10 protein-coding genes and 1 pseudogene are annotated in these 12,303 nt (G+C 77.6%); 6 read left to right on the top strand and 5 right to left on the bottom strand.

The features are described 5' to 3' along the window. The first annotated feature begins 28 nt into the window (after nucleotides 1-28). The gene (gene der / locus ACF053_RS24740) at nucleotides 29-1,477 is read left to right on the top strand and encodes a ribosome biogenesis GTPase Der (protein WP_058943470.1); all 1,449 of its coding nucleotides are present in this window, start codon (nucleotides 29-31) and stop codon (nucleotides 1,475-1,477) included. A gap of 187 nt (nucleotides 1,478-1,664) precedes the next feature. Here der and ACF053_RS24735 read toward each other — a convergent pair whose 3' ends face one another. Together ACF053_RS24735 and ACF053_RS24730 are read right to left on the bottom strand one after the other, a co-directional pair. Next, nucleotides 1,665-2,057, bottom strand: coding sequence for a hypothetical protein (locus ACF053_RS24735; RefSeq protein ID WP_391955952.1), 393 nt, complete (start codon nucleotides 2,055-2,057; stop codon nucleotides 1,665-1,667). An 86-nt stretch (nucleotides 2,058-2,143) separates the two neighbouring features. Next, nucleotides 2,144-2,938, bottom strand: coding sequence for a hypothetical protein (locus tag ACF053_RS24730; protein ID WP_391955951.1), 795 nt, complete (start codon nucleotides 2,936-2,938; stop codon nucleotides 2,144-2,146). 271 nt (nucleotides 2,939-3,209) lie between these two features. Here ACF053_RS24730 and ACF053_RS24725 point away from each other — a divergent pair, with 271 nt between their 5' ends. Beyond that, the gene (locus ACF053_RS24725; protein ID WP_391955950.1) at nucleotides 3,210-4,202 is read left to right on the top strand and encodes a transglycosylase family protein; all 993 of its coding nucleotides are present in this window, start codon (nucleotides 3,210-3,212) and stop codon (nucleotides 4,200-4,202) included. Here the strand turns inward: ACF053_RS24725 and ACF053_RS24720 are convergent. The 3 genes and pseudogenes from ACF053_RS24720 to ACF053_RS24710 form a co-directional block, all read right to left on the bottom strand. Further along, nucleotides 4,159-4,827, bottom strand: a pseudogene (locus tag ACF053_RS24720) (ATP-binding cassette domain-containing protein); the annotation flags it as partial. The gene ACF053_RS24725 and the pseudogene ACF053_RS24720 overlap by 44 nt on opposite strands. Continuing rightward, on the bottom strand, nucleotides 4,824-7,676 hold the full coding sequence (locus ACF053_RS24715; protein ID WP_391955949.1) for an ABC transporter permease subunit: 2,853 nt from the start codon (nucleotides 7,674-7,676) through the stop codon (nucleotides 4,824-4,826). The pseudogene ACF053_RS24720 and the gene ACF053_RS24715, both read right to left, overlap by 4 nt. Continuing rightward, on the bottom strand, nucleotides 7,673-8,197 hold the full coding sequence (locus ACF053_RS24710; RefSeq protein WP_391955948.1) for a hypothetical protein: 525 nt from the start codon (nucleotides 8,195-8,197) through the stop codon (nucleotides 7,673-7,675). Before ACF053_RS24710 ends, ACF053_RS24715 begins: the two co-directional genes overlap by 4 nt. A gap of 11 nt (nucleotides 8,198-8,208) precedes the next feature. On the opposite strand from ACF053_RS24710, the gene ACF053_RS24705 reads away from it, so the two are divergent. Genes ACF053_RS24705 through ACF053_RS24690 form a run of 4 tightly spaced genes read left to right on the top strand, consistent with a single transcriptional unit; the run spans nucleotide 8,209 to nucleotide 12,225 of the window. Next, nucleotides 8,209-8,820: a hypothetical protein gene (locus ACF053_RS24705; RefSeq protein WP_391955947.1), complete on the top strand. Its 612-nt coding sequence runs from the start codon at nucleotides 8,209-8,211 to the stop codon at nucleotides 8,818-8,820. Next, nucleotides 8,798-10,105: an ABC transporter substrate-binding protein gene (locus ACF053_RS24700; protein WP_391955946.1), complete on the top strand. Its 1,308-nt coding sequence runs from the start codon at nucleotides 8,798-8,800 to the stop codon at nucleotides 10,103-10,105. The genes ACF053_RS24705 and ACF053_RS24700 overlap by 23 nt, the downstream gene beginning before the upstream one ends. 54 nt (nucleotides 10,106-10,159) lie before the next feature. Next, the gene (locus tag ACF053_RS24695) at nucleotides 10,160-11,455 is read left to right on the top strand and encodes a glycosyltransferase family 4 protein (protein ID WP_391955945.1); all 1,296 of its coding nucleotides are present in this window, start codon (nucleotides 10,160-10,162) and stop codon (nucleotides 11,453-11,455) included. Continuing rightward, on the top strand, nucleotides 11,452-12,225 hold the full coding sequence (locus tag ACF053_RS24690; protein ID WP_391955944.1) for a hypothetical protein: 774 nt from the start codon (nucleotides 11,452-11,454) through the stop codon (nucleotides 12,223-12,225). The genes ACF053_RS24695 and ACF053_RS24690 overlap by 4 nt, the downstream gene beginning before the upstream one ends. The last annotated feature ends 78 nt before the right edge of the window (nucleotides 12,226-12,303 follow it).

Genomic DNA, 12,303 nt, shown 5'->3' with positions numbered 1-12,303 from the left:
CACCACGAACGCACGAGGAACGGACTTCATGAACGACCAGCACGACCACGGGGCACTTGGCGACGCCGAGTACGCGGAGTTCATGGAGCTCGCCGCCGACGAGGGCTTCGACATCGAGGAGGTCGAGGGCGCGATCGAGGAGGCCGGGCACGGACCGCTGCCCGTCCTCGCCGTCGTCGGCCGGCCGAACGTCGGCAAGTCGACCCTCGTGAACCGGATCATCGGCCGCCGCGAGGCCGTCGTCGAGGACAAGCCCGGCGTCACCCGCGACCGCGTCACGTACGAGGCGGAGTGGGCCGGCCGCCGCTTCAAGGTGGTCGACACCGGCGGTTGGGAGCAGGACGTCCTCGGCATCGACGCCTCCGTCGCCGCGCAGGCCGAGTACGCCATCGAGGCCGCCGACGCGGTCGTCTTCGTCGTGGACGCCACCGTCGGCGCCACCGACACCGACGAGGCCGTCGTCAGGCTGCTGCGCCGCGCCGGCAAGCCCGTCGTCCTCGCCGCGAACAAGGTCGACGGCCCGTCCGCCGAGGCCGACGCCGCCATGCTCTGGTCGCTGGGCCTGGGCGAGCCGTACCCGGTCTCCGCCCTCCACGGCCGCGGCACCGGCGACCTCCTCGACGAGGTGCTCAAGGCCCTGCCCGAGGCCCCGGAGCAGACCTTCGGCACGCCCGTCGGCGGCCCGCGCCGCATCGCGCTCATCGGCCGCCCGAACGTCGGCAAGTCCTCCCTCCTCAACAAGGTCGCCGGCGAGGACCGCGTCGTCGTCAACGAGCTCGCGGGCACCACCCGCGACCCGGTCGACGAGCTGATCGAACTGGGCGGCACCACCTGGAAGTTCGTCGACACGGCGGGCATCCGCAAGAAGGTCCACCTCCAGGAGGGCGCGGACTACTACGCCTCGCTGCGCACCGCCGCCGCCGTCGAGAAGGCGGAGGTGGCCGTCGTCCTCATCGACACCACCGAGTCCATCTCGGTCCAGGACCAGCGGATCATCACCATGGCCGTCGAGGCGGGCCGCGCGCTCGTGATCGCGTACAACAAGTGGGACGAGCTCGACGAGGAGCGCCGCTACTACCTGGAGCGCGAGATCGAGACGGAGATGCAGCAGGTCTCCTGGGCCCCGCGCGTCAACGTCTCCGCCCTCACCGGCCGCCACATGGAGAAGCTGGTCCCGGCGATCGAGACGGCGCTCGCCGGCTGGGAGACCCGTGTGCCGACCGGGCGGCTGAACGCCTTCCTCGGCGAGCTGGTCGCCGCGCACCCGCACCCGATCCGCGGCGGCAAGCAGCCCCGCATCCTCTTCGGCACGCAGGCGGGCACCAAGCCGCCCCGGTTCGTGCTGTTCGCCTCCGGCTTCCTGGAGCACGGCTACCGCCGGTTCGTGGAGCGGCGGCTGCGCGAGGAGTTCGGCTTCGAGGGCACCCCGATCCACATGTCGGTGCGGGTGCGCGAGAAGCGCGGCCGGAAGAAGTGACGCGGGCGCGATGACGGCGGCGGGGGGGGGGGGGGGGGGGGCGCGCCCCCCCCCCCCCCCCCCCGGGCCCCCGCCCGCCCCCCGCCCGCGGGGGCGGGGCTCCCCGGGGGGCCCCACGCCGGGGGGGGGGGGCCGGCGGGGGGGGGGGGGGCCCCACCCCCCCCCCCCCCCCCCCCCCGCCGCCGTCTCACAGTCCTCTGCGGGGCGCCGGCGGCAGCGCCGCCTGCGCGGGGCCACCGTAGGGGCGGGGGGCCGCGTACCCGCCGTACGACGGCGCCTGGGGGCCCTGGCCGTAGCCGTGCGCACCGGCGGCGTGGGCCCCGGTGGCGAGCCCGGTGCCGTGAGACGCCGAGCCGTGCGCCGTGGCCGCCTGTGCCGCGGCGAGCGCGCCGAACCCCTTGAACCCGAGGTCCTCCTCCCCGCTGCGGTCACCGGGGAGCGCCCGGAACGACCGGCGGTACTCGGAGTACAGCGCGTCGTAGATCGGCGTGGTCGAGTAGCCCGACTCCGCGTCCTGCGCGGGGCGCATGGCGGGGATGGGCTGGTACGACGGGCGGGACGGCTCGTATGAGTGCTGCACGTAGGTGCCAACGAACCCGCCGCCCGTCGGATGCGGCCCGTGCGGCGAAATCGCGGGCCGTATGGCGGGGCGCCGGGAGCCGCCCATCAGGAGGTGCCGGCCAGCGGCATGGCGGCGGCGACCAGGCGGCCGTCGGCGGCGGCCTTCTCCAGTGCGTCGCGCAGCAGGTCCTCGCGCGGCTGCTGGCCGATGGAGCCCGCCGGGGCGGCGAAGACCAGCACCGTGTGCGACTTGTTCGCCGCGGCCCGCCACCCCTCGGTGACCTGGAGCGCCTGGTGCGCCTGCCACCAGGCGACCTGCTGGCCGCCGCCCGTGCCGGGCTGGAGGATGGCGTGCAGCTGGCCCATGGCGAGCAGCACGGACCAGCCGCCGAGGAGGGAGGGCTTGCGGTGCAGGTCGGCCACCGGGTGGAAGCCCTGCTCGATGAGGAGCGGCAGGAACTCGTCCGTCGTGCCGGCGGAGCCGGGGCGGGCGATGGGCTCCGTCGGCTCCACGACGAGCGCCGGGTGGAGGTCGCCGTCGATCAGGACCAGCCCGCTCGTCACACCGAGCACGGCCTGCCGGGCGCCGCCCGGCAACTGCGCCGGCACCGGGGCGGGCCGCTCGTCGGCGGTGATCGACCGGACCGCCCCCTGGAGCTGCTCCTCGGCCACCCGGACGACCTGGGAGGGGATGCAGGTGGCGTGGGCGAAGGCGAGGACCGCCGTCTCCTCGCCGACGAACAGCACGGTGCTGGTGTGCTCCTGCTCGGAATCGCCCGGGGTGCGGCAGGAGGTGCAGTCGTAGCTGCCCGGGGCGTTCTCGCCGGCGAGCAGCCGGTCGGCTTCTTCGTCACCGATCTCGGCGCGTACGTCCTCGCTGACGTCGAGCATGCGCGGCACGGGGGGCTCCTCGGACTCGTTCGTACTGTGGTGCCGGGCGTGTCCCGGCACATCCATGACGGGTTCAACGGGTGAGTCACGGCCGGGGTCACGCGCGCGCGGCGCCGAATCGGCGGGCGCGGCCGGTTCGACGGCGGCGCCGCGTCCTCCGGCGCGTGTATGCCGACCGGGTGGGCCGGCCGGTGGGCCGACCGGGTGGCCGTGCGGCGCGGCGGCGGGGCACGCCGTGCGGCACGCGGCCGGGGCGGGGCGGGGCGCCTAGCGTGGCCCGATGCCGATGCCGATGCCGATGCCGATGCCGATGCCGTCGAAGCCGGCGGGGTCCGCTGCCGTCGTCCCACCGCGCGCCCCGGCCGCTGCCCGCTCCGCCCCCGCCATCCGCTCCGCCCCCGTTCTCGGCGGCCTCCTCCTGGGGCTCGTCGCCTTCCTCCTCGGCTTCGCCCCGGCACCGGCGTTCGGCGCGGCGGGGCCCGGCGCGGTGGCCGGTGACGCGGGCGACCCGCCGGTTCCCGGCGGGTCGCCCGCGCCGGGGCCGCCCGCCCCCGGGCCCGAGCAGGGCCACGCCCACGGACACCCGCCCGCCGGGAAGGGCACGCCCGCCGACTGTCCCGGGGACTGGCCCTGGGGGTGCGTCGCGCTCTGCGAGAGCGGCGGGCGCTGGGACGTGAACACCGGCAACGGCTACTACGGCGGGCTGCAGTTCCGCCAGTCGACCTGGGAGGCGTACGGCGGGACGGCGTACGCGCCCCGCGCCGACCTGGCCGGACGTGCGCAGCAGGTGGCCGTCGCGCAGGAGGTGCTGCGCTGGCAGGGCTGGCGCGCCTGGCCCGAGTGCTCCGCGCGGTACGGGCTGTCCGGCCGCGCCCACACCGTGCGGCCGGGCGACACGCTCAGCGCGGTCGCGCGGCTCTTCCGCGTCGAGGGCGGGTGGCGGGCGGTGTACGCGGTGAACCGGGACCTCGTGGGCGACGACCCCGACCTGATCAGACCCGGGGTGATGCTGCGCGTCCCGGAGGGCGCGGCGGGCTCTCCGCCCCCTTCGACGCCCTCGACCCCGGCGCCGGCTCCCACCCCGGCGCCCGTGCCGGCCCCGATCCCGACCGCGGACGCCGGCGTCACCCCGGCCCCGATCCCGACGGCGGCCCCGGCCCCGGACGCGCCGGCGAGCCCGGCCCCGTCCGCGGCCCCGGTCCCGGACGCGCCGGCGAGCCCGGCCCCGTCCGCGGCCCCGGCTCCGGTGGCCACTCCGCCGCCTCCCCGCTGAACACGACGGCGCCCCGCCGCAGTTCGTGGACGAGCGTGCCGGGCGGCAGGCCGCCGGGGAGCCGCTGCTCGGCCGTGACGAGCGCCGCGCCGCCCGCGCACACCCGGCCCAGCAGGGCGTACGTGCGCGTCGCCACCGCCGGGGACATGCCGAGGGCGGGCTCGTCGACGAGGACGACGCGCGCGGGCCGGGACAGCGCCCGCGACACGGCGAGCATCCGCCGCTCGCCGCCCGAGAGGGAGCCGGCGCGACGGGCGAGCAGCGGCCGCAGCTCCGGGTAGGCGTCGAGGGCGGCGGTGAGGTCCCCGCCGTCCGCGGCGAGGCGGAGGTTCTCGGCGACGGTGAGGGTCGCGTGCACGGCGCGCAGGTCCGGTACGAAGCACAGTCCCCGGCGCGCCCGCCGGTGGGCCGGTACGCGCGTCACGTCCTCGCCGCGCCACAGCACCCGGCCGGACGCCGGGCGGACGGTGCCGGCGAACGCGCGCAGCACGGTGGTGCGGCCCGAGCCGTTGCGGCCGAGCAGTACGGTGGCGGTCCCGGCGGGCACGGGCAGGTCGACGCCGTGCAGCGCCTCCAGTGGCCCGTAGCGGACGCGGACGCCGCGCAGCTCCATCTCGACGCTCACGCCACGATCCTCCCGGCCTCCAGCACATGGACGGTGTGCGCGATGCCGGCCACCAGGTCCGGGTCGTGTGCGACGACGAGGACGGCCGTGCCGTCGGCGGCGAGGGCCGCGAGGACACGGGCGAGCGCGGCGGTCTCGGCGTCGTCCAGGCCCGCGGTGGGCTCGTCGAGCAGCAGTGTGTGCGGCCGGCCCGCGAGCGCCCGGCCCAACTCGATCCGGCGCAGGGTGCCCGTCGGCAGTCCGGCGGCGGGCCGGTGTCTGACCGGCCCGTCCAGGCCCAGCAGCCGCAGCGCCTGTTCGGCGGCGGTGCGCGGGGCGTCGCGCACCCGGCCCTGCTCGGCCCCGAGCAGGACGTTCTCCTCGACGGTCAGGGTGGGGAAGACGGCAGGTTCCTGGAACGTCCGGGCGATCCCCAGACGGGCCCGGGCGTGCGCGGGGCGCCGGGTGATGTCGGTGCCGTCGAGCGTGACGCGCCCGGCGGCGGGCCGCACGGCCCCGGCGAGGCAGTGGAACAGGGTGCTCTTCCCGGCACCGTTGGGACCCACGAGCGCCGTGACCCGGCCCGGGCCCGGCGCGAGGTCGACCCCGTCGAGCGCCGTGGCCCCGGCGTACCGCACGGTGAGCCCGTGCGCGCGCAGCCGGGGCGCCGTACCGGACGCGCCCGCCACGGGCGGCCCCGGGGGAGGGGTGCGCCGCCACGGGGCGCGGCGCCGGACGGGGGTCGGCCGGTGCGCCGGGGGAGGACCGTCCGCCCCGGCCCGGGCGTCCGGCGGGGCCGGACCGCGTTTCGGGGCCCGAGCCGAGTCGTGTTGCGGACCCGGGCCGCCGGCACGGGCGGGGGCCGCCTCCCGGCCCGGGATGGCCTCTCGGCCCGGGATGGCCTCTCGGCCCGGGGTGGCCGTGGGGCCCGGGCCGGGTGCCGGGGCCGGGGCGTCCGGTGAGGGCCGGTCGGCGGCCCGGGCCCGTGTCGGTCTGCGGGTGCGGGCCGGCAGCAGGGACGTCAGGGGTGGTACCCGCCCCGCGAAGGCCGCCAGCAGGCCGACGAGGGCGGCCGCCGCGCCACCCCGCGCGCCCGCGTCCAGGCCCACCAGCAGTGCCGCGCCCACCAGGGGCGCCAGCAGGCTGTCGGCGCCCAGCACCACCACGACGGCGAACCACAGCAGCGCCCGCACCGGGTCGAACGCCGCCGCGTCGAAGGCACGCGCCCCCATGCCGAGCAACCCCCCGCCCAGCGCCGCCAGCGCCGCGCCCGCCACGAACGCGAGCAGCTTGAGCCCCGGCACCGGTACGCCCGCCGCGGCAGCGCCCGGTTCGTGGTCGCGCAGCGCCGCCAGGGCCCGTCCCGTACGGCCCCGGCGCAGCGCCCCGACGGCGGCCAGCGCGCCCGCCAGGACGAGCAGCTCCAGGACGTAGAAGCGGCGGTCCGTCAGGAAACCGGCCGGGCGCTCGACGACCAGGCCCGCCGTCGCGTACGGCTGCGCCAGGACGAACCGGCTCACCACGACGCCCACCGCCAGCGTCACGAGGGCGAGGGCGGGCCCGCGCCGCCGGATCGCGGGGCGACCGACCAGCAGCCCCAGCGGTGCGACCAGCAGCACCGCCACGGCCAGCGCGGCCGGTTCGGGCAGACGGGGCAGACCGGGCAGCCGGCCCGCCGCCAGCCAGGCCGTGAAGAGCGCGCCGAGGCCCGCGTACGCCGCCTGCCCGAGGGAGATCTGCCCGGCCCGGCCCGTCACCACGACGAGCGACAGCAGGGCGACCGCGAGGGCCGGCACCTGGACCGCCGTCCGCAGGTCCGGCCCGGCGAGGCCGAGCGGCAGCGCGAACAGCACCGCCACGGCCGGCCACACGGCGGGAGGCACCCGTGTGCCCGCCGCACCGCGCGCCCCGGGGCCGTACCCGCGCGGCCCGTACCCGGTCGGTCCGCGTCCCGCCCCCGCGTACCCGGCCGGTCCGTGGTCCCTCGGTCCACGTCCCGGCGCGTCCGATCCGTCCGGGCCCACCGCGGGCACCACCAGCGCCGCGACCAGCAGCGCCACCGCGAACAGGTTCGCGGCCACCGCCCCCACCAGCGGCCCCGCCCAGCCCTCCGGGTGAAGCCGCGTCAGCTGCGCCTGCGCCACGCCCACCGCGAGGGCCACCGCCACGGCCACCGGCAGGCTGCGCATGCGGGCCGCGACGGCGACCGCGACGACCTCCAGCACGAGCAGCGGCAGCCCGTACGGGTCGAGCCGCACGTACGGGGCGAGCAGCACCCCCGTGAGGCCCGCCGTGAACGAGCCGAACGCCCAGCCCGCCGCCGCCACCCGGTCGGCGGCGATCCCGCCCAGCGACGCCAGCTCCCGGTCGTCCACCACCGCCCGCAACTCCCGCCCCGGCCCGGTCCAGCGGGTCGCGGCGCCCACTGCGAGGGCCACCGCCACGGCCACCGCGGGCCACGTCCACGGGGCGTCACCCAGCAGCACCGGTACGTCCGCCCGCGCGCCACCGCCCCACACGAGCGCGGCGCCGCCCACGAGGAGGACGAACACGCCGATCGACGCCACCAGCGCGCGTGCCGGGTCGTCACCGCCCCCCGACGCCACCGGACGGAACACCGCCCGGTCGAGCAGCAGCCCGATGCCGGGCGCGACGACGAGCAGGGTGAGGCAGGCGGCCGGGCCGAGCGGCCACCCCCACTCGACCGTCAACTGGCGCAGCACGTAGGCGCAGACCATCGCGACCGCCCCGTGGGCGAGGTTCAGCACGCCGGTCGCGCGGTGCGTGACGACCAGCCCGACGCCCGAGAGGGCCGCCGCGCCGCCGACCGCCAGCCCGGCGAGGAGGAGCTCGTACGTCAGGGTGTTCACGGCGGCCCGGCCCCGGGGGCCGCCGTCCCGCCCGCCGACGCGTCGCCGGGCGGCCGGTCGCCGTCCCTCGGGCCCGGTTCGCACACCGGGCAGGGCCGCAGCGGGGCGTCCCCCGCGGGGACCGCCTCGGGCCTGCCCGCCACCAACGGGCAGTCCGGGCGGTGGGCCAGCGTGCCGCGCGGGACCCGCACGGGGGGCGCGTCGGACGACGGGCGGACGGCACCGCCGCCCTCCCCGCCCTCGGCGTCCGGATTCTGGGCGGTGGGGCCCGGGGCGGCCGGGGTACGGGCCGCCGCGGCGATCCACACCGCGCCGACCACGAGGAGCGCCGCCCCGGGGACCGTGCCGGACGCCAGATAGGGGAGCTGCCGTTCCGCGGACCGCTCGCCCGACACGCCGTACCAGCCCAGCACGCACAGCACGGCGCCCGCGGCGAGCGCGGCGGGACCGCCCCACCGCAGCGGTCGCCACCCCGGCAGTCGCGGCATCCGCACCCCTTCGCTCCACTCCGATGGCGACACATGATGATTCCTTGCACTATGCGGTGAACGCCCTTTCCGCGCAGGAACAGACCCCGGTGGTGACCCAGATGGTCCACGCGACCCCCGGCGGGCTCCGCGCCCGCTCCACAGCGCTGGCGGCCGCCGCCGTCCTCACGCTCGTCCCCCTGGCCACGGCGTGCGGCGGGAGCGAGGACGCCAGCGACGCGGCGCAGTCCCCGGCGATCCAGACCACCTCGTCCGCACCCGACCCCACCGGTTCGCCCACGGGCGCCACCGACGCGCCCGCCGACGAGGCGGCCGCCAGGAAGGAGGTCGAGAAGAACTGGACGGCGTTCTTCGACCCGAAGACCCCCACCGACGAGAAGGTCCGGCTCCTGGAGAACGGCGAGCAGATGCGCCCCGTCCTCGACGCCTTCAGCGGCGACGCGAACGCCGCCAAGACCTCCGCGAAGGTCAAGGAGGTCGACTTCGCGTCGGCGACCCAGGCGAACGTCACCTACGACCTCGTCGTGGGCCCGAGCCCCGCCCTCACCGACTCCAAGGGCACCGCCGTCTACCAGGACGGCATCTGGAAGGTCTCCCGCTCCACCCTCTGCGCGCTGGTCAAGATCAGCGGCAATGCGGCCGTCCCGGGCTGCTGACCTCGTCCTCCGGGCGGCGCTCGCGGCGGTCCTCACGCTGAGCGCCGCCTGCGGCAGCCGCCTGCCGGACCGCGACGCCGGCCCGCGGCCGACGGCGGCCACGCCGGGCGCCCCACCGATCCGCGTGGGCGTCATCACCAGCGCGACCAGCCCCGTCGGCGGGGACGCGTTCACCGGGCCGCGCGACGGCGCCCTCGCCTACTTCGCCGCCCTCAACGCCCGCGGCGGCCTCGACGGCCGCCGGGTCGAGGCCGTCACCTGCGACGACGGCGGCAGCGGCGTCGGCAACCACACGTGCGTCACCCGGCTGCTCGACGAGCGGAAGGTGTTCGCCCTCGTCGCCACCACCGCCCTCGACTACGCCGGCGCCGCGCGGGTCTCCGCCGCCGGCGTGCCCGACATCGGCGGCCAGCCCATCGGGCCCGCCTACGACACCCACCCCCACCTGTACGGCATCCACGGCAGTTCGGCGCCCCGCACCGGCGACCGGCCCGGCTGGGACGGCGTCCTGTACGGCGGCACCGAGGTCTACCGCTACTTCAAGCGCGCCCACGGCGCGCGCACCGCCGCCGTCGTCTCCTACAACCAACCCGCCTCCGCCGCCTACGCCCGTCTCCTCACCCTGGGGCTGCGCGCCGAGGGGTACCGCGTCGTCCCCGGGCAGGTCGACTTCGCCCTGCCCAACTTCCGGGCCGTCGCCGCCGACCTGCGCGCCCAGCGCGTCGACCTCGTCCTCGACGCGCTCGACAGCCACGGCAACGCCCGCCTGTGCGAGGCCATGGAAGCCGTCGACGCCGTCCCCGCGGTGAAGGTCACCAACGTCCAGAACTGGACCTCCGAGGTCGCCGAGGACCACCGCCGCTCCCCGCGCTGCCGCAACGCCCTGTGGGCGACCGGCTCCAGCCGCAACCACGACGACCCGTCCCACCCGGCCGTACGGGAGTTCCGCACCGCCATGGACACCCACACGAGGGGCGTCGGCGCCCGCTCCCAGTGGCAGCTGGAGGGCTGGGCCGCCGCCATGTGGTTCACCGACGCGGCCCGCTCCTGCCTCCGCTCCGGCGCCCTCACCCGCGCCTGCGTCGAACGGTTCCTCACCCGCCGCGAGCCGTACACCGCGCGCGGGCTGCTCCTGCCCGTGCGGTTCGAGCGCCTCGCCTCGCCGCCGCGCACCCGCCGCACCTGCCTGTCCGTGGCCCGCTGGCGGGACGGCCGGGGCTGGGTCACCCAGGGCGACATGGACCGCACCTGCGCCACCGTCCCCCAGCTTGGCTACCGCCCGTGACGGCCGAGTACAGTCCACTCGACGACCTATCGACCTGGGGGACCCGGCGGCGCGATGCACATCTCCTTCCTGCTCCACAACGCCTACGGGATCGGCGGCACCATCCGCACGACCTTCAACCTCGCGGAGGCCCTCGCCGCCCGGCACGACGTGGAGATCGTCTCCGTCTTCCGCCACCGCGACGAGCCGACCCTCGGCGCCCCCGCCGGCGTGACCATGAAGCACCTGGTCGACCTGCGCAAGGGCAGCCCCGGGTACGACGGCGACCACCCCGACTACACCCGGCCCGCCCGGGTCTTCCCGCGCGGCGACGGCCGCTGGAAGCAGTACAGCCGGCTCACCGACGCCCGCATCGCCGCGCACCTGCGGACGGTCGGGGCGGACGTCGTCGTCGGCACCCGCCCGGGCCTCAACATGCACATCGCCCGCCAGACCCGGCGCGGCCCGGTCCGGGTCGGCCAGGAGCACCTGACCCTCGACAGCCACGGCTACCGGCTGCGCCGCGAGATCGGCTTCCGCTACCCGCTGCTCGACGCGGTCACCACGGTCACCGAGGCCGACGCCCGCTCGTACCGCACCCGGCTCAAGCTGCCCGGGGTGCGCATCGACGCCGTCCCCAACAGCGTCCCCGCCCCGAGCGTCCCCGCGGCCGACTCCACCGCCAAGTGGGTGGTCGCCGCCGGTCGGCTCACCCAGGTCAAGCGGTACGACCTGCTGGTCGAGGCGTTCGCGAAGGTCGTCGCCGCCCGCCCCGACTGGCGGCTGCGGATCTACGGCTCCGGTGACGCCACCGGCAACGAGCGCACCGCCCTCCGCGCGCTGATCGAACGGCACGGGCTGCACAACCACGTCTTCCTGATGGGCCCGGCCAACCCGCTGGAACCGGAGTGGGTGAAGGGGTCGGTCGCGGCCGTCACCTCACGTCTGGAGTCCTTCGGCATGACCATCGTCGAGGCCATGCGGTGCGGCCTGCCGGTCGTCTCCACCGACTGCCCCCACGGTCCCGGCGAGATCATCGAGGACGGCGTCGACGGGCGGCTCGTCCCCGTCGGAGACGCCGACGCGGTCGCCGACGCGCTGCTCGGCCTCATCCAGGACGACGACCTGCGCCGCCGCGCCGGTCAGGCGGCGCTCGCCGCGTCCCGCCGCTTCGACCCCGCACGGATCGCCGAGCGGCACGAGGCGATCTTCACCGAGCTGGTCGCCCGCGGACCCGGCTCCGGCTCCGGCTCCGGCGGCCGCGGCCGCGCCCGGGACGCGCTCCACCGCGCCCGCGGCGCCGTGCTCGACACCGCGTTCACCGTCCGTTACCAGGCCGCCGACGTACTCCGGAAGGGGAAGCGCGCATGACCGGATCCACGACCGCGCCCCGGGCGCCGCGCGCCGACTGCGTCGCGGACCCGGCGGGCGGCCTCACCTTCCACACCACGGGCCACGACCCGGCCGCGCCCGACCTGGTGCTCCGCCGCACCGGCCCCGGTGGCGCCGAGGAGGTCCGGCTGCCGCTCACCCCGGCCGGCGACGGCCGGTCGCGGGCCGACCTGCCCCCCGGGCTCGAACTCGCCGAGGGCCGCTGGGACGTCCTCCTCGGCGACCGGCCCGTGGAGCCGGGCATCCGCGACGTGCGCGCCCTCGTCGACCGCAGGCCGGAGCCGTCCGGACCGGTGGCGCCGCGCGTCCCCTTCCCCACGCCCGACGGCCGCCTCGGCGTGCGCGCCTGGCTGCGCCCCCGGCACGCCGAGGCCGGGGACATCACCTTCGGCGACGCGGGCTGCACCGTGACGGGCGTGCTGTACGGCGTCCGGCTCGGCGCCGGCGCGACGGCCGAGGCGCGCTCCGACGACCAGGTCCACGAGGTGCCGGCCGAGGGCGGGAAGGACACGTTCGCCTTCACGCTCCCGTACGCGCCGCTCGCCCTGCCGCCCCTGGAGGGCCGGCGGATGTGGCGGCTGTGGCTGCGGCCCGCCGCCGGCGCCGACGCGGTCCGGATCGCCCGCGTCCTCGACGACGTGTGGGACCGCAGGAACGTCTTCGTCTACCCGGAGCACCGGGGCGACGGCTACCGGGCCGCGCCCTGCTACACCGGCGAGAACGAGCTCTGCGTACGCGTCACCCCGTAGGCCCCGGCGGCCCTGCCGCCCCCGCCCCGGCCCCTGCCCCGTGGCCGGGCCGTCGGTTCCGGCCGTCCGCCCGGCCCC

Source organism: Streptomyces kanasensis, from assembly GCF_043077165.1.
Taxonomy (GTDB): domain Bacteria; phylum Actinomycetota; class Actinomycetes; order Streptomycetales; family Streptomycetaceae; genus Streptomyces; species Streptomyces changanensis.
The sequence above is the reverse complement of the archived record's forward strand: the minus strand, read 5'-3'. Positions and strand labels throughout refer to the sequence as shown.

Coding starts and splice junctions, on each gene's coding strand:
- der (WP_058943470.1), top strand. CDS start 29: ATGAACGACCAGCACGACCACGGGGCACTTGGCGACGCCGAGTACGCG.
- ACF053_RS24725 (WP_391955950.1), top strand. CDS start 3,210: ATGCCGATGCCGATGCCGATGCCGATGCCGATGCCGTCGAAGCCGGCG.
- ACF053_RS24700 (WP_391955946.1), top strand. CDS start 8,798: ATGCGGCCGTCCCGGGCTGCTGACCTCGTCCTCCGGGCGGCGCTCGCG.
- ACF053_RS24695 (WP_391955945.1), top strand. CDS start 10,160: ATGCACATCTCCTTCCTGCTCCACAACGCCTACGGGATCGGCGGCACC.
- ACF053_RS24690 (WP_391955944.1), top strand. CDS start 11,452: ATGACCGGATCCACGACCGCGCCCCGGGCGCCGCGCGCCGACTGCGTC.